The organism is Okeania sp. (genome assembly GCF_035285525.1).
Taxonomy (GTDB): Bacteria; Cyanobacteriota; Cyanobacteriia; order Cyanobacteriales; family Microcoleaceae; genus Trichodesmium.
In genome coordinates, this window is record NZ_JAYKGW010000110.1 from 1 (window position 1) to 15,199 (window position 15,199).

Here is a 15,199-nt window from a genome sequence, read left to right on the forward strand (position 1 = left end):
AACAGTTGGCAAATAGGGAGATTTTTCGTCAATTTCTATAATTTTTATTTTTTCTGTCATTTTTTATCCTTTTTTAAATCACTTAAATCAATCTAATTATTAAAAGCTTTTCTAGGTAGAAAACCTAGAGTTTTTCTATTAGCATCACCAAACTCAATAACAGTTGGCAAATAGGGAGATTTTTCGTCAATTTCTGTAATTTTTATTTTTTCTGTCATTTTTTATCCTTTTTTAGATCGCTTAACAAGACTTATATATTCAATAGAATTAAAATCTCTATTAGCCATATTACTATTTATTCAATAATTCTATACTTTAGATATTTTAGTTAATTGGTATGGCATTATAAACTAATCGTGGAAACAATTCAATAGTTTTAAAACAGAGTAATCTTAAATTGTTAATACAATAAATAAAATCTAGGTTAAAATATAGTTATGAGCAAATTTAAACAAAGTGAATTTGAACAATAATTAAATAGCAATGAGTAAAACTTTATACTTATAAACAAGTGTTATTGGCTATTTAACTGCCAGACCAAGCCAAAATCTAATTGTTACTGCTAATATGGCAGTAACCAGAGAATGGTGGGACACTTGCCAAAGCAATTTTGAAATATATTTCTCTGAAGTAGTAATCAATGAAACAGGGAGAGGGGAAGCATAAATGGCTCAAAAGAGAATAGAAATGATTAAAGATTTTCCCGTACTATTTGCCAATGAAACTGTCACAGACTTGGCTGAACAGTTTCTCCAACAAACCAATCTTCCCCCTAAAGCTAGTAATGATACATTGCATATTGCTATAGCAACTGTTTATGGTTTAGAATATCTTTTAACATGGAATTGTCGTCATATTGCTAATGCTAATATTCAGAGAAAATTATCTGAAATTAGCACTAACTTTGGCTATGAATTACCAATATTTTGTACACCTTATCAATTAGCACGAAAAAACTATGATGTTACCTGATGAAATTTTAGAAGAAATTTACAAAATTCGAGAAGAACACGCCAAAGCTTTTAACTACGATCCAGAATTAATATTCGCTGACTGGTTAGAAAAACGAGAGGAATTTGAGCAAGAATGGAAAGGGAAAATAATTAAAAATCCTTTGAAAAAAAGAAAAGAAAGTATTTCTGAAGGGCGGGTATAATTTTCAAATAGAGTAGGGGCGATTCGCGAATCGCCCCTACAGGGTTATTATTTTTTTAATGAGGTTTATTCTTCATTTATTCTACTGAAAAACTAACTGTTTAATAATAATTAAAATTTCACTTCAAGAATGAGTAAGTTAATAGCTTTTGGATGGTATGGAGGAAAATTTAATCATCTTGATTGGTTACTACCACTGTTGCCAGAAACACAACATTACTGTGAACCTTTTGGTGGTTCGGCAGCAGTTTTATTGAATAGAAAACCCTCTGCTGTGGAAACCTATAACGATCTAGATGGAGAAGTTGTTAACTTTTTTAGAATGTTACGGGACTCTCAAGAAGAACTAATTCAAAAGATCGCTCTTACTCCTTTTTCTAGAGAAGAATTTAAAATAGCGTTGACACCACCTACAGAAAAAATTTCTGATTTAGAACGTGCGCGTCGCTTTTTTGTCCGAGCCAGACAAGTCAGAACAGGATTAGCTCAAACTGCGAGTGTAGGACGTTGGGCACATTGTAAACTGACAACCAGAGCAGGAATGGCAGGTGCTGTTTCCCGTTGGTTAGGTAGTGTAGAAGGATTATCAGAAATTGTGCAAAGGTTACTGCGGGTGCAAATTGAAAATTCTCCAGCTATTGAGGTTATTAAACGTTTTGATAGTGAAGAAACACTTTTTTATTGCGATCCACCCTATCCCCACGACTCGCGGACCGATAAAAAAGCTTACGGATATGAAATGACCGATGACGAACACAGAAAATTAGCTGAAGTGCTGCATAGTGTTGAAGGTAAAGTTGCCATTTCTGGATATCATTGTCAATTGTTTGATACACTCTATCAAGATTGGTATTGTATTAATGCTCCAGCAAAAAAAGCTCATTCGACTAATACTCGTAGTGACGGAAAAAAGCAAAACCGGGTTGAAGTTTTGTGGGTAAATTATCAATTATCAGAACAGGAGATTAAATGTCAGAACCACAAGAAATCCTTGAAACCATCTATCGACGGGCAACAACTGACATTACCCGGTTTTTTATAGATGACAACGAAATGAGTCAACAAGTAGAATATATTGCCCGAAATCTCAAAAACCGTGCTGGAGTAAGATTATTGATGTCTTGCTTACTGGCAAAAATTCATAAACCAGAACTAGATGTGAGAAAACCTTACACGGAGATAGGTAGTAATGATGCTTTTTCAGGACGTACTTATGATGAGCAATATATTACTCCTTTTATTAGTAAGTATAATTTGCCTTGTAATAATACAACAGCTTTTCTTACACCTGCTCTACGAAACCGTAACAATACTTTGACAAAAGACTTTAATCTTGTTGGCCGTCCACCACAACTTTATCGTGCTATTCTCAATTTATTGGATGATGTTTATAATAACCGTGTTTTACCTTTTGACCTTTTAACAGAAACTGTTCGTTGGTTGATTATTCTGAGAAATGAAAGACAGCAACGCCTAGAATCATTGATTCAAACACTAAATACTACTAGAGATGATACACTGCTCTTGTCTTGTGAAGATATAGTTAATCTAATCGAAAAACATTTGAGTTTAAAAGGAACAAGTCGTCTTCCAGTCTTAATAGTAGCTGCTGCATATAAAGTAGCTGAAAAATACCTAAAAGAAAGGATACTTTCTCTTCATTCTCATAATGCTGCGGATATTCAAACAGGTGCATTAGGAGATGTAGAAATTACATTAATGGATAATGATGAGGTTGTAACTTGTTATGAAATAAAAAATAAATCTGTTACTAATAATGACATAGATAGAGCATTACAAAAATTATCTTTAGCTAATAAAAAAATAGATAACTATATCTTTATTACTACTGAAAAAATTAATCCACAAGTTCAAGAATATGCCAGCTATTTATACTTAAATACTGGAGGAATAGAATTTGTTATTCTGGATTGTATTTCATTTATTAGACATTTTCTCCATTTATTTTATAGGTTAAGAAATAATTTTTTAGAAGTGTATCAAGAACTAATTCTTGCAGAACCAGAAAGTTCAGTTAGTCAACCATTGAAAGAAGCTTTTTTAGCAATGCGTCAAGCTGTTGAAGTTAGTATGGAGGATTCCTAATTTATACTATAGCGCTTTCCAGTGTTATTGAGCAAAACTTTTGAAACTTGGTATAATCTCAATAATTTTATCTGCTGGAACATTACCAAGCTCTCTAGGCTCTAACTTATGTAAACCACCTCCATAAACTCGGCCTTCACTTATCAATATATCTAACGAAATTTGATTCAAAATCTGCCAAACTTTCCTGAGTATATTCGGCTTTTTATTAAAAATATCCTCTAGCTCAAATTTCGGATACAAAATCAAATAAACATTTGTCGCTGTTGCCTGAGAATGATTCAAAATAAATCTAAATGGTGTTTTTTTGAGTCTATTTTGACGCCCCATATAAGTACAAACTAACGCTGATGATTTACGATATTCCTGTTGATACCATAATCGCCTATGTTTACACAAATAACGATTACTAATTCCCTTTTTTATTCCCATCTGAAGATACTCCCAAAGTGAGGGATATTGAAATTGAATTTCATTCTTTGATATATCGCATGAAAGTAGAAATAACTGACGTTCTAAAATAGGATTACCTAAAGCATCAGCTTCAATTTCATCAACTGAAAAATATCGCGGACTAGGTAAAATAGGAGTTAAAAATTCTGGAGGAAGTTTATATTTCGATATTTGTTCTGGCGTTAAAATAAAAAAATCATTTGCCCCAGTTGCTAAACCACGTTTGATTGTAAATAATTCTGATAATTTTACTCCCTGACGCTCGATATTTATCTTGCTATTTAATTGAGAAATATTTGTCCATTTGTTAACATTTTTTAGTGCTTTAACAGATATAAATTGAGATTTATTGGGCTTAGTTAAGCTACCACTATATGTAAACTCAACTTGATGATTATCTGATGGAATTTTATTTCTAAACCAAACTACTGAAGAAGATACAAGAACATTTTTAAACTGCATATCTTTGGGATCAAAGGAATGAACTCGCAATAATGTTACTTGAGTTAATAAATAATCTCTAATTTGCTGTCCATAATTCACATCCATAAACCCACTAGGAATTAACCATGCAGCCAAACAATTTTTAGCCATCCAGCCATGAGATAGAAGTAGAAAATGACAATAAATTCCTGCTAATTTACTGAGCTTTATCCCAGTTATCTTTTTTGTTAAATTTTGCAATCTTAGCTTTTCATATTTAGTTAAATGATGATGTCTAATATAGGGAGGATTACAGATTATTAAATTAGCTTTAGCGGCATCAAATTCTGGTGGAATGCAAGTTGTAAAATCAGCAATATTTAATTTTAATCTTGTTTTATTCCAAAGCTGACTCGCTTCTTGACCACAGTGAGAATCTATTTCGTATCCAATAGCTTCATCAATCTCTGATATAGGAAATAAGTTTAATAGGGCAGAATAAAAAGCACCTGTTCCAAAAGCAGGATCGAGAAAACGAATTTTGTCTTTAGGTAAAAACTTTATACAATATTTAAGGATATCTTTTGCTAGTTCTGTTGGTGTAGCAAACTGACCAAGTTTATTTTTTTCAGCTTGAGTTTTAGCTGCATCAAGTTGGTTTTGTAATTTTATTCTGGCTAATTCTTGAGTTTGATTTACTATCATCATCTACACTCCAAATAGTTCTAAATCATCTATGCGATGTTCCCAGATCCAGTCTATACCTTCGGCAGCTTCATAGCCTAAATATCCACTATCAAAATAGCCACATAAAAATAAAATAAAATTGACACCTTTGCCGTAGGTATTTCTTAATTGATTAATTTTAATAGCTTCTTCTTTCCGTCTTTTATTTGTATTTGTATAATCGCCTGCTGATTTCGCTTCAATTAATATTGGAAACTCACCAACTTGAGAATTAAAAGGCATAATAATAGTATCAATAGGAATATTAATCTGTTTGCTACCTTTAGGTTGTTTTACTGATATATTCATCCGAAATGAAAAACTGCCTGGATTGAGTCGATCAAATTGTAAACCACTGCCAGTTTCAATATAAGAATAACCCCTATTTTCTAACCAATTTTTTATAGTAGAAAGTTGCCTTTTTTCTTGAGCATTACGAATAATAGGGTCAGCTATATTACCACATAAATGGTCAGCAACAATTGTCGCACCTCTACTAACTTCTATATCGGTTGGTTGTCTATCATTTTTGAGCCAAGGAAAGATATCTTTATCTAGCAATCTAATAATAATTAGACAAATTTTATCAAGCTCAGAATTAATTTGTTCTGGATTCATTCGTGGTGGTATTCTTAGTTTTTCTTCCATATTTTTAACAAGATTAGGTGGTACATCAGCAAGTCCAATGAGTCGGTCACGAGCAATAGGTGGTGCTGTTGCCATCCGTAATATAGGCAAAATAAATGGGTGTTGATACAGTATCTCCTGTGAGATATTTGTTAAATTAGCTGTCAACATTAATGTTGACTCAACCTTTTGAGTGGTACTAAGACGAGTTTCTTTGTATGTTATTGGGGCAAACTCAAGAAACCAATTATTGTAGAAATCTACTGACTGAGCAATATCTTTTTTCCACAGATGGGGTTTATCTGCATTTACTGGCATTACTAAAACTTTTAAGCTCCAAATAATAATTTTAATTACAAGCGGAATGGAAGTTGAAACAAAGTAGAGACGTTGCATACAACTTCCCTACAGATTTATCATTTTTAGGACTTACGCAAAGTCTAATAATTTGATTGTTTTATTCATATTTTTACCTTATAATAATTATAGCTATAAATTCATTTAATCCCATTCAATTTCTTTTCCATAAAGTATGGAATAATAAATTTCTGGTCTATTTTCAATATCTGAACTTATTCTTAAAGGATAACCATTTTCTATCTTCTCAAAAAAGAGAATAAACTCATTATCTTTTTGAAATAATTCTGCCTTGTAACCTTTTATTTTTACTTTTCCCTGCTTAAGTAAGTGAGCATCATTACTAGGTCTTTGTCGATCAACTTTGGGTTTTGGATACTTCTTTATCAGTTCTGAAGATGACCAATTATAGTAATTATTAAATGATAAGGGTATGTAATCATCAGCAGCATATCTAAGTTCTGAGGAAGTTGAACGAGGATCGGAAGCTATTTTTACATACATTCCCATACTAACTAGACTTTCAACAACTGGTTTAAAATCTCGATCGCCAGCAATTAAAACTGCATTAGTCATATTATTACGAATCGTGTGATTCATCATATCTACTGTTAATAAAACATCGACTTCTTTTTGACGTTTATTGTTTGGAGAACCTACTAAACTTCCTAACTTAACGTGATATCCTTCCAGAGAACGGATTTGATTAAAATCATCTTTTTGTTTAGATTTACGAGCTTTAAAATCTTCATCTTTCTCATTTTTATTCTGAATTTCATCAAGGCAGTCATAATAGAAAACTTTTTTAGCTTTAAAATGTTTTTTGACTGCAGAAAAGTCAATATTTCTCAACTCTACAACATCATTGTTGAACCATTTAGAAATAGCTTTTTTGTACTTGTCTCTCAAATAACCTCCATCAATAAATAAATACGTTATTTCTGGTGGTTCATTACTTATTATTTGTCAAAGAAGCTTTTTTAGCAATGCGTCAAGCTGTTGAAGTTAGTACGGAGGATTCCTAAATTATCAGGACTTACACACGCATATCAAATCATACATCAGTTGTAGGGTTTAACGGCCTTCTGCGTAAGTCCTGATACTATAGAACTAATTGTTTAATAATAATTAAAGTCTAACTTAAAGAATGAGTAAATTAATAGCTTGTGGATGGTATAGAGGAAAATTTAATCATCTTGATTGGTTATTGCCACACTTTGTTGTAGTTTATATATTTGACTCTGAAAACTTTTTATAAAACTTTTGTAGAGACTTTCCCAAGAAAGTCTCTACATTTTCTTTTCCAGATTATAATATTAAATCTGGTTCAAAAACATCACAATCAATAAACCAAAATAATGATTATGAACTAACTGAATCTATATTAGGACTTACCCACGCGAAACCCGGTTTCGCTGGATAAATCCTTGTTTTGAGCAATAGACATCTACGAGAAACCGGGTTTCTAGGTTCTCCTGCGTAAGTCCTGTATATAGAATCAAGCAGATTTTTGATAGTTAGTTTTTTGAGCAAACTTGTCCATAAATTCGATTAGATGTTGAACTGCATCTAAAGTGACAGCATTATAAAGACTGACACGACATCCTCCCTTAGTACGATGTCCTGCTACACCAACAAGTCCAGATGCAAACGCTTCCTGAATAAACTCTTGTTCCAAGCTTCTTGTCGGCAATGTAAAAACTACATTCATCATCGATCGCGACTCAACTTCGACAGGACAATTAAATAAAGGTGTCGCATCAATAAAATCATAGAGAGCAGAAGATTTTTGCCAATTAATCTTCTCCATTGCTTCCACACCACCAATATCTTCCTCTATCCAGCGCAAAATATGCCACATCATATAGATAGAAAAACAGGGAGGTGTATGATAGTTAGACTTGCGTTCGATATGGGTACGATAGTCTAAAAGTTCTGGTATATCGTCCGGACTATTTGCCAAAATACTCTTTCGGATCACAACCGCAGTCACCCCTGAAAGTCCGACATTTTTCTGAGCGTGTGCATATATACAAGCACAGGGAGAAGGATCGATCGCCTTACTCAAAAAGTCAGAACTCATATCAGCAACTATGGGAATTGGAACTTCAGGGAAGTCCTTAAATTGAGTTCCGACAACAGTATTATTAGTGCAAAGATGTAAATATTTAGCACCAGAGCGTGTTTGAATACTGTCAGAGCTAGGCACATAAGTATGGTCGTGATCGCCTGATTCAGCAATAATCTTTAAATCTCGACCCAAACTTTTAGCTGCTTTAATAGCTTTTTCCGCCCAATATCCGGTATCAATATAATCTATCTTATCTCCGGGATGAGATAAATTCATTGGGACCATCAGAAATTGTAGCGAACCTCCCCCTTGAAGAAATATCACTTCAAAGTCATCGGGCAAATTCATCATTCTCTTAATTCGAGCAGCACTGTCATCAATAATATGCTGAATCTCATCTGTGCGATGGCTTAATTCCATCACACTCATACCTGTATTATTGTAGTTAAACCATTCCGAGTGAACTCGCTCCAGCACAGGTAAAGGTAAGGCACCAGGACCTGCATAAAAATTGTCAACTCTATCTTTTCTATGTTTCATTGAGGTTTCTGTGCAGTAATTATATTTAGCTGTGTAGGTAAAAGAATTTGTTTGTGATTCTCAAAACCAACATTGGTCAACCAAGAAACAACTTCTTCACCCGTAAAATCTCCAGCTCGAGGACTGAAAGCAATTTTCACATACATATCCATCATCGTGTCTAAGAAATGCTTTTCCTTGTTTTCCCCTATCTGGGTAAAATCTTGCACAATAACCAGTCCTCCTGGTTGTAATACCTCAAAAGCACGAGCACAGATTTTACGGTTTTCCTCTTCATTAGTAACAACGAATACTCCCGAAATCAGAACGACATCATAATCTGTATCTAATTCTATAGTGTGAAAATTTCCCTCTTTGAGAATGACACGATCGCTCACCTTCTTTTCTTCTACTTGCTTTTGAGCCAACTCTAAAGGTTCTTTTGCATCCAAAAGGCAGACTTGAAGATTAGGATAAGCTTGGCAAAGTGGTATGCTATAACTACCCATACCACCGCCTACATCAAGTAATTTCTTTCGTCCTGTCAAATCTGTATTTTGAATCAGATTGTTTATTTGACCAGACTCTGCACGGTTATGTTGTCCGTAGATATAGTCTCTCCAGTAAGTCGGAGCATCTACAAAACCATTCTCAAAGGGTAGTTCTGTTCGCCCTTCTATAATCAATTGGTCTAACTTTCCCCAAGTTGACCAATAATTTGTGATGTGTAGTGCCAAGTCACCCAGATAATCAACTTTACCTGGTATCAGACGATCTGATGTATCTTGAGTGTTTTTGTACTCATTCCCATTTTTTTCTAGGAAACCCAAAACTACACAAGCTTCTAAAAAAGCGCGGGTAAATTTGGGGTCGCTATTGAAATATTTGATAATAAATTCATCGGAACAAGGTTGCTTTTCTTCCAGGAGTGAAAAGATTCCTAATTTTATTCCTGCCCTAAGAACAGCAGTATTCCAAAATTGATAAATTGTCTCGTAAGCAATGCTCATTATTTTCGTTACTTTATTAACGTCACACAGTAATATTTTGTAGAGACCCTGTATTTAACATCTCTACTACTGCAACCAGATACTTGGCCACTATAAATTTAGAGGTAAAATTTAATAATGCCAAATTTCTAAAGATGGAAGTATACCCCTACTATTAGTCTTAAACAAAAAGGTTTAATCCTCTTGCTGGAACCAACTTTATTTTTAGGACATTTCACATCATATAACGAATAAAAAATATAGGCAAATTAAAAATTTTTTGTATATAAAACACTATTAGTTTTCTAGACAATGGATGATACAAAGAAATAAGTCTAAAATTCTGAATATACTAACAAAAAAATCTAAAATCTAATGGTTGAAGCAAAATCCTATAAAGACACTGTAAACCTGCCCCAAACCAACTTTAATATGAGGGCAAACTCAGTCACCCGCGAACCAGAACTCCAAAAGTTTTGGGCAGAATCACAAATCTATGAACGTCTCTCAGAAACTAACCCAGGGGAAATCTTCACCCTACATGATGGCCCACCTTATGCTAATGGCAACCTACATATTGGCCATGCCATGAATAAAATCCTCAAAGATATTATCAATCGCTATCAAATTCTCCAAGGGCGAAAAGTACGTTATGTTCCTGGTTGGGACTGCCACGGTTTACCCATCGAATTAAAAGTTATTCAAAATCTGAAATCAGCAGAAAGGGCAAAACTCACACCTATCGAACTGCGTCGCAAAGCTAGAGATTTTGCTCTGGAAACTATAGACAAACAACGGGAGTCATTCAAACGTTATGGAGTTTGGGGAGACTGGGAAACTCCCTACATGACTCTTTCTCCAGAATATGAAGCTGCTCAAATTGGGGTTTTTGGCAAAATGGTTTTGGAAGGCTACATTTATCGTGGTCTCAAACCTGTACATTGGAGTCCGAGTTCTCAAACTGCTCTCGCGGAAGCAGAACTGGAATATCCTGAAGGGCACAAATCTCCCAGTATCTACGCTGCTTTTAAAATTACGAAACTAACGGAAGCAGTTGCAGAGTCTCTCACACCTTATCTGGAAAAACTCTGGGTTGCGATCTGGACGACGACACCTTGGACGATACCTGGTAACTTGGCAGTCAGCGTTAACCCCGACTTGGATTATGCTATTGTTGAACCTGATGCTGACTATCCGATGGGAAAAAACAAATTATTTATAGTTGCAGCGGAAGCAGTGGAACGTTTGTCGGCAACTCTCAATACAACGTTAACTCCTGTAGCAACGGTCAAAGGTAAAGACTTAGAAAACTGCACTTACCAACATCCACTGTTTGAGCGGGAAAGTAAAATAGTTATTGGTGGCGACTACGTTACTACTGACTCAGGTACAGGTTTAGTTCACACCGCTCCCGGTCACGGTCAGGAAGACTATATTGTAGGGCAACGTTATGGTTTACCAATTTTGTCACCTGTAGATGGCAATGGAAAATTTACTGCGGAAGCGGGAGAGTTTGCCGGGTTAAAGGTACTTGATGAAGGCAATGCTGCCATCATTGAAGCACTGCAAAATGTTCATTCTCTCTTGAAAGAGGAACCCTACGAACACAAATATCCTTACGATTGGCGTACCAAAAAACCGACTATTTTCCGAGCAACCGAACAATGGTTTGCTTCTGTGGAAGGTTTCCGGAATGAAGCACTTAAGGCGATCGCTAATGTTAACTGGATACCTGCTCAAGGAGAAAACCGGATTACTCCAATGGTAAGCGATCGCTCTGATTGGTGTATTTCTCGACAAAGAAGTTGGGGTGTTCCTATTCCTGTTTTTTATAACGAGGAAACTGGGGAACCTTTGATGACTGAGGAAACGATCGCTCATGTGCAAAAAATTGTTGCGGAAAAAGGTTCTGATGCTTGGTGGGAAATGTCGGTAGCGGAACTTTTACCGGAAACCTATCGCCAAGATGCTGATAAGTACCGCAAAGGTATGGATACAATGGATGTTTGGTTTGATTCTGGTTCATCTTGGGCAGCGGTTGCTCAACAACGGGAAGGTTTGAAATATCCGGTTGATATATATTTGGAAGGTTCGGATCAACATCGCGGTTGGTTTCAGTCAAGTTTGTTGACGAGTATTGCGACTAATGGTGTTGCACCATATAAAACTGTTTTGACTCATGGTTTTGTGCTGGATGAAAACGGTCGCAAAATGAGTAAGTCTCTAGGAAATGTGGTAGATCCGGCAATAGTTATCGAAGGCGGTAAAAATCAAAAACAAGAACCTCCTTATGGTGCAGATATTTTGCGTTTGTGGGTTTCTTCGGTTGACTATTCTTCTGATGTTCCCCTGGGTAAAAATATTCTCAAGCAAACAGCAGATATTTATCGCAAAATTAGAAACACGGCGCGATTTTTATTAGGAAATATCCATGATTTCGATCCAGAAAAAGATGCTGTTGCTTATGAAGAAATGCCAGAGTTAGACCGTTATATGTTGCATCGAATGACAGAGGTATTTGCTGAAATCAAGGATGGTTTTGAAAAGTTTCAATATTTCCGCTTTTTTCAAACAATTCAAAATTTCTGTGTGGTAGATTTATCTAATTTTTATTTAGATATTGCTAAAGACAGACTTTATATTAGTGCAACGGATGCTTTCAGACGTCGTAGTTGTCAAACAGTTTTAGCTGTCGCTGTGGAAAACTTGGCAAAAGCCATCGCTCCAATTTTACCTCATACAGCAGAAGATATTTGGCAAAATCTTCCGTATCCGACTCCCTACAAATCTGTATTTGAGTCTGGATGGATAAAATTAGACGAAAAATGGCATAATCCAGAATTAATTAACTTATGGGAAAAAGTACGAGAAATTCGCACTGAAGTCAACAAAGTATTAGAAAAAGCCAGAGCAGAAAAAGCTATTGGTGCGCCTCTAGAAGCAAAAGTATTATTGTTTATAAAAGATGCGGAATTACGGGAAAAAATGTCAATTTTTAACCCTAAAGCAGAAACAGAAACCTTACCTGAAACAGCAAAAGATATTAAAGCAATGATGCCGGGAAATGGAGTAGATGAATTACGTTATTTGTTTATTACTTCTCAAGTAGAAATATTAGAAAATCCAGAAACTTTAACTGATTTAGAATATAAATCTATATCAGATTCTTTAGGAATAGGAGTAGTTAAAGCAGATGGTCATAAATGCGATCGCTGTTGGAATTATTCTACTCATATTGGTGTTTTCTCAGAAGACCCCACAATTTGTGAACGTTGTGTTATTGCTTTAGCAGGAGAATTTTAACTGGAGAGCTAGAGCTAGACACGGATTCGGGCACGGATAAACGGATTAATTAATAGAGTTGTTGGGAACTCAGCCCAAAAAATCGCTAAAACCCTTATCAGTCAAGGTTGATAGTGATTTCAATTTTAAAGTCTTAAAAGCTTTATATAGTAAGCTTTTGAGCGTTTTAATTTTTTATTTCCAAACAACTCTAATGATTTGGTAGCATCCGTGTCTGGTTCTTTTCAATTTTAGGAAACTAACTGATAACTGATAACTGATAACTGATAACTGATCGGTAATAAACATCTCCAGAAAACAGGGAATAGGGAACAGGGAATAGGGAACAGAGAACAGGGAACAGGGAACAGGGAACAGGGGGTAATAATTGATAATTTATGGATAATAATTGATTCTATTTTTTATTTTTGGAGATGTCTAATAGTGTATTATATCATTTGTTTACCAAAAACAAAAAAATTAAAATAATTTCTAATAGTATCGTTTGTGTATAAAATCAAGGTGAAAATGGCAAAAAAGCTTGTGCCTTCAGCATAAGTGCCTTCTGCCTTCCTGCCACCAAAGTCTAATTATTCAACCGGACATGATATAATTTCCCTAAAAATTGTCCACCCTACAAATTTTTTATCTGGAAGTTATTCTATGTCTTACAGTCAGTTCAACACCATTAGCAGCGTTAAAACAGCTTTTAACTTAACAGTAGTTGAAGGCGATCGCTTTTTGCCAGAAGTTGAAGCGATCGCTCCTTCCCCTACCCTCTCTGACTATCTACAAGAAACCTTACCCATTGTCGCCACATCTGGCAGTGAAAAAGCACGTTCGGAAGGTATTATTTACCCAGTGCTTTTAGAAGTAAGACGAGCGTTAGACCGTAAAGTTAGTCTCTTTTCTGGGGAAGAATTTAATGTCGATCAGTCAGTTGGTTTAAATGGGGTCTGTGATTTTTTGCTAACTCGCTCGAAGCAAGTTATAGAAATTGAAGCACCAGCAGTTGTAGTGGTAGAAGCGAAGAAGACCGATATGAAAACAGGGTTTGGTCAATGTATGGCAGAGATGGTTGCTGCTCAACGGTTTAATGAAATGCAAAATTCTCCTATTCCTACAATCTATGGTAGTGTAAGTAATGGGATGCAATGGCAGTTTATGAAGTTAGTTGAATCATTTCTGACTATAGATCTTAATGTCTATTCTTTGCCACCAGTAGATCGAATTTTAGGCGATCTCGTGTGGATGACTGGAGAAAATTAAACGGAAAATTTCTACGTCTTGCTCTTTTCAATTTTAGGGAAGCTCCAGAAATTTTTAGGATATCCTCCAGAAAAAAATTCGTTTTAGTCAATCCTCTTCTTTACAGAATTTTGGAACTCTATGAAATACAGAGTAAATGGTGAAAAAAAATGTAGTGGGAGCATCTTGCCGGCCACGGGTGTACCTGAATACAACGGGAAGCGCTGTATTAAGAAGAGATAATTATTAATTGTTAATTATTAGTTATAAAAAACTTTCCTGTATACTATAACTATGTAAGATTATTATAATTTGTAATTATTAACTAACTATAATGAAAGAAATAATTAACGACATTTTAACTAACTTAAGTCAGATTAAACTACCAGCGCCATCATATTTTGATTCTCTAAAAACTTACACAGTTAAAAAAGTATCAGATGCCGATACCATTGATGTTATTGATAATGATTCTGATACAGAAATGACGATTCGTTTCGTTTATATTGATGCTCCAGAAACTTCCAAAGGATGGGGAGATTCACAAGTAGAAAAAATGAACCGTAAATATGAAAATCCCCTTTATCGTAGTCAATTTGAATGGGGAGAAAAAGGCACAGAAAGACTCAAAGAATTAGTTGAAAAAAGTAATAATCAAGTTAAACTTAAAATTACTGGAGAAGAAAAAAGACCAGGGCGATCGCCTCGTTTTTTTGGAGAAGTTTATTTATTAGATGGTACTTTTGTGCAACACCTTTTAGTACAAGAAGGTTTAGCTCGAATTTATTATGATTATATTAGTGAATGCCCAAGAGAAAACGCAATTATGTTATTTTTAGCTGAAGCTGATGCTCAAATAAATCAACGAGGAATATGGCAAGAACTCCAATCAGAATTTATCGCACCTTGGTTATTTCGTTCACTAAAAAACAAACAAAAAAAGTTTCTCAAAAATATTAGTAAAGAATTAGAAGAAGCTGAAATAGAAAGTCAATTCGAGTCTAAATTACAGCAGCAAAATAAAATTTTATCAACTCTTTTTGTAGACCTAAAAAATGGTATAATTACTCAACCTGAATTTGAGGATAAATGCAAAAAAGAACTGAATAATTTATTTGTATAATAATTAGTTTTTCAGTGTAACACAGGCATCTTGCCTGTGATAGATAAATGTACTATAGCCTCAAGAATAGGTAGGGCTTGCTGAATAAATATAAAAAGATTTATAAAGCAAGTTTTCAGC

The 15,199-nt window shown here is 34.8% G+C and carries 13 protein-coding genes; 7 read left to right on the top strand and 6 right to left on the bottom strand.

Annotated features, from left to right (window positions below; all coding sequences use genetic code 11):
* Nucleotides 1-92 precede the first annotated feature (92 nt).
* Nucleotides 93-218, bottom strand: coding sequence for a hypothetical protein (locus VKJ25_RS10455; protein WP_324236573.1), 126 nt, complete (start codon nucleotides 216-218; stop codon nucleotides 93-95).
* A gap of 448 nt (nucleotides 219-666) precedes the next feature.
* Between VKJ25_RS10455 and VKJ25_RS10460 the strand changes: the two genes are divergently transcribed.
* From VKJ25_RS10460 to VKJ25_RS10475, 4 genes are all read left to right on the top strand, one after another.
* A complete protein-coding gene (locus VKJ25_RS10460; protein WP_324236574.1) occupies nucleotides 667-972 on the top strand; it encodes a type II toxin-antitoxin system VapC family toxin in 306 nt (101 codons plus the stop codon).
* On the top strand, nucleotides 959-1,156 hold the full coding sequence (locus VKJ25_RS10465; protein ID WP_324236575.1) for a hypothetical protein: 198 nt from the start codon (nucleotides 959-961) through the stop codon (nucleotides 1,154-1,156). The genes VKJ25_RS10460 and VKJ25_RS10465 overlap by 14 nt, the downstream gene beginning before the upstream one ends.
* 129 nt (nucleotides 1,157-1,285) lie before the next feature.
* Nucleotides 1,286-2,197 (top strand): DNA adenine methylase, encoded by a 912-nt coding sequence (locus VKJ25_RS10470; RefSeq protein WP_324236576.1) that lies wholly within the window; start codon nucleotides 1,286-1,288, stop codon nucleotides 2,195-2,197.
* Entirely contained in the window at nucleotides 2,125-3,261 is a 1,137-nt protein-coding gene (locus VKJ25_RS10475; RefSeq protein ID WP_324236577.1) for a restriction endonuclease, SacI family, read from the top strand. The genes VKJ25_RS10470 and VKJ25_RS10475 overlap by 73 nt, the downstream gene beginning before the upstream one ends.
* A 24-nt stretch (nucleotides 3,262-3,285) precedes the next feature.
* On the opposite strand, the gene VKJ25_RS10480 is transcribed toward VKJ25_RS10475, so the two are convergent.
* The 5 genes from VKJ25_RS10480 to VKJ25_RS10500 form a co-directional block, all read right to left on the bottom strand.
* On the bottom strand, nucleotides 3,286-4,842 hold the full coding sequence (locus VKJ25_RS10480) for an Eco57I restriction-modification methylase domain-containing protein (protein WP_324236578.1): 1,557 nt from the start codon (nucleotides 4,840-4,842) through the stop codon (nucleotides 3,286-3,288).
* 3 nt (nucleotides 4,843-4,845) lie between these two features.
* On the bottom strand, nucleotides 4,846-5,886 hold the full coding sequence (locus VKJ25_RS10485; protein ID WP_324236579.1) for a XamI family restriction endonuclease: 1,041 nt from the start codon (nucleotides 5,884-5,886) through the stop codon (nucleotides 4,846-4,848).
* Nucleotides 5,887-5,991: 105 nt separating this feature from the next.
* Nucleotides 5,992-6,756 (bottom strand): NYN domain-containing protein, encoded by a 765-nt coding sequence (locus VKJ25_RS10490; protein WP_483143740.1) that lies wholly within the window; start codon nucleotides 6,754-6,756, stop codon nucleotides 5,992-5,994.
* Nucleotides 6,757-7,345: 589 nt separating this feature from the next.
* Complete coding sequence (gene serC / locus VKJ25_RS10495; protein WP_324236580.1) at nucleotides 7,346-8,458, bottom strand: 3-phosphoserine/phosphohydroxythreonine transaminase; 1,113 nt, start codon at nucleotides 8,456-8,458, stop codon at nucleotides 7,346-7,348.
* Nucleotides 8,455-9,447, bottom strand: a complete 993-nt coding sequence (locus tag VKJ25_RS10500; RefSeq protein ID WP_324236581.1) for a class I SAM-dependent methyltransferase — start codon at nucleotides 9,445-9,447, stop codon at nucleotides 8,455-8,457. The genes serC and VKJ25_RS10500 overlap by 4 nt, the downstream gene beginning before the upstream one ends.
* A 354-nt stretch (nucleotides 9,448-9,801) precedes the next feature.
* On the opposite strand from VKJ25_RS10500, the gene ileS reads away from it, so the two are divergent.
* The 3 genes from ileS to VKJ25_RS10515 all read left to right on the top strand — a co-directional run bounded on the left by ileS (nucleotide 9,802) and on the right by VKJ25_RS10515 (nucleotide 15,079).
* Entirely contained in the window at nucleotides 9,802-12,729 is a 2,928-nt protein-coding gene (ileS, locus tag VKJ25_RS10505; protein WP_324236582.1) for an isoleucine--tRNA ligase, read from the top strand.
* Between the two features lie 642 nt (nucleotides 12,730-13,371).
* On the top strand, nucleotides 13,372-13,977 hold the full coding sequence (locus VKJ25_RS10510) for a hypothetical protein (RefSeq protein ID WP_324236583.1): 606 nt from the start codon (nucleotides 13,372-13,374) through the stop codon (nucleotides 13,975-13,977).
* Between the two features lie 313 nt (nucleotides 13,978-14,290).
* Nucleotides 14,291-15,079 carry a thermonuclease family protein gene (locus VKJ25_RS10515; protein WP_324236584.1) on the top strand — a complete coding sequence of 263 codons (789 nt, stop codon included), beginning with the start codon at nucleotides 14,291-14,293 and terminating at the stop codon, nucleotides 15,077-15,079.
* The last annotated feature ends 120 nt before the right edge of the window (nucleotides 15,080-15,199 follow it).

What these genes read in the sequence shown, in the direction of transcription:
- ileS (WP_324236582.1), top strand. Translation starts at nt 9,802, where the DNA reads ATGGTTGAAGCAAAATCCTATAAAGACACTGTAAACCTGCCCCAAACC.
- VKJ25_RS10500 (WP_324236581.1), bottom strand. Translation starts at nt 9,447, where the DNA reads ATGAGCATTGCTTACGAGACAATTTATCAATTTTGGAATACTGCTGTT.
- VKJ25_RS10515 (WP_324236584.1), top strand. Translation starts at nt 14,291, where the DNA reads ATGAAAGAAATAATTAACGACATTTTAACTAACTTAAGTCAGATTAAA.
- VKJ25_RS10485 (WP_324236579.1), bottom strand. Translation starts at nt 5,886, where the DNA reads ATGCAACGTCTCTACTTTGTTTCAACTTCCATTCCGCTTGTAATTAAA.
- VKJ25_RS10465 (WP_324236575.1), top strand. Translation starts at nt 959, where the DNA reads ATGATGTTACCTGATGAAATTTTAGAAGAAATTTACAAAATTCGAGAA.
- VKJ25_RS10480 (WP_324236578.1), bottom strand. Translation starts at nt 4,842, where the DNA reads ATGATAGTAAATCAAACTCAAGAATTAGCCAGAATAAAATTACAAAAC.
- VKJ25_RS10470 (WP_324236576.1), top strand. Translation starts at nt 1,286, where the DNA reads ATGAGTAAGTTAATAGCTTTTGGATGGTATGGAGGAAAATTTAATCAT.
- serC (WP_324236580.1), bottom strand. Translation starts at nt 8,458, where the DNA reads ATGAAACATAGAAAAGATAGAGTTGACAATTTTTATGCAGGTCCTGGT.
- VKJ25_RS10460 (WP_324236574.1), top strand. Translation starts at nt 667, where the DNA reads ATGGCTCAAAAGAGAATAGAAATGATTAAAGATTTTCCCGTACTATTT.
- VKJ25_RS10475 (WP_324236577.1), top strand. Translation starts at nt 2,125, where the DNA reads ATGTCAGAACCACAAGAAATCCTTGAAACCATCTATCGACGGGCAACA.
- VKJ25_RS10510 (WP_324236583.1), top strand. Translation starts at nt 13,372, where the DNA reads ATGTCTTACAGTCAGTTCAACACCATTAGCAGCGTTAAAACAGCTTTT.
- VKJ25_RS10455 (WP_324236573.1), bottom strand. Translation starts at nt 218, where the DNA reads ATGACAGAAAAAATAAAAATTACAGAAATTGACGAAAAATCTCCCTAT.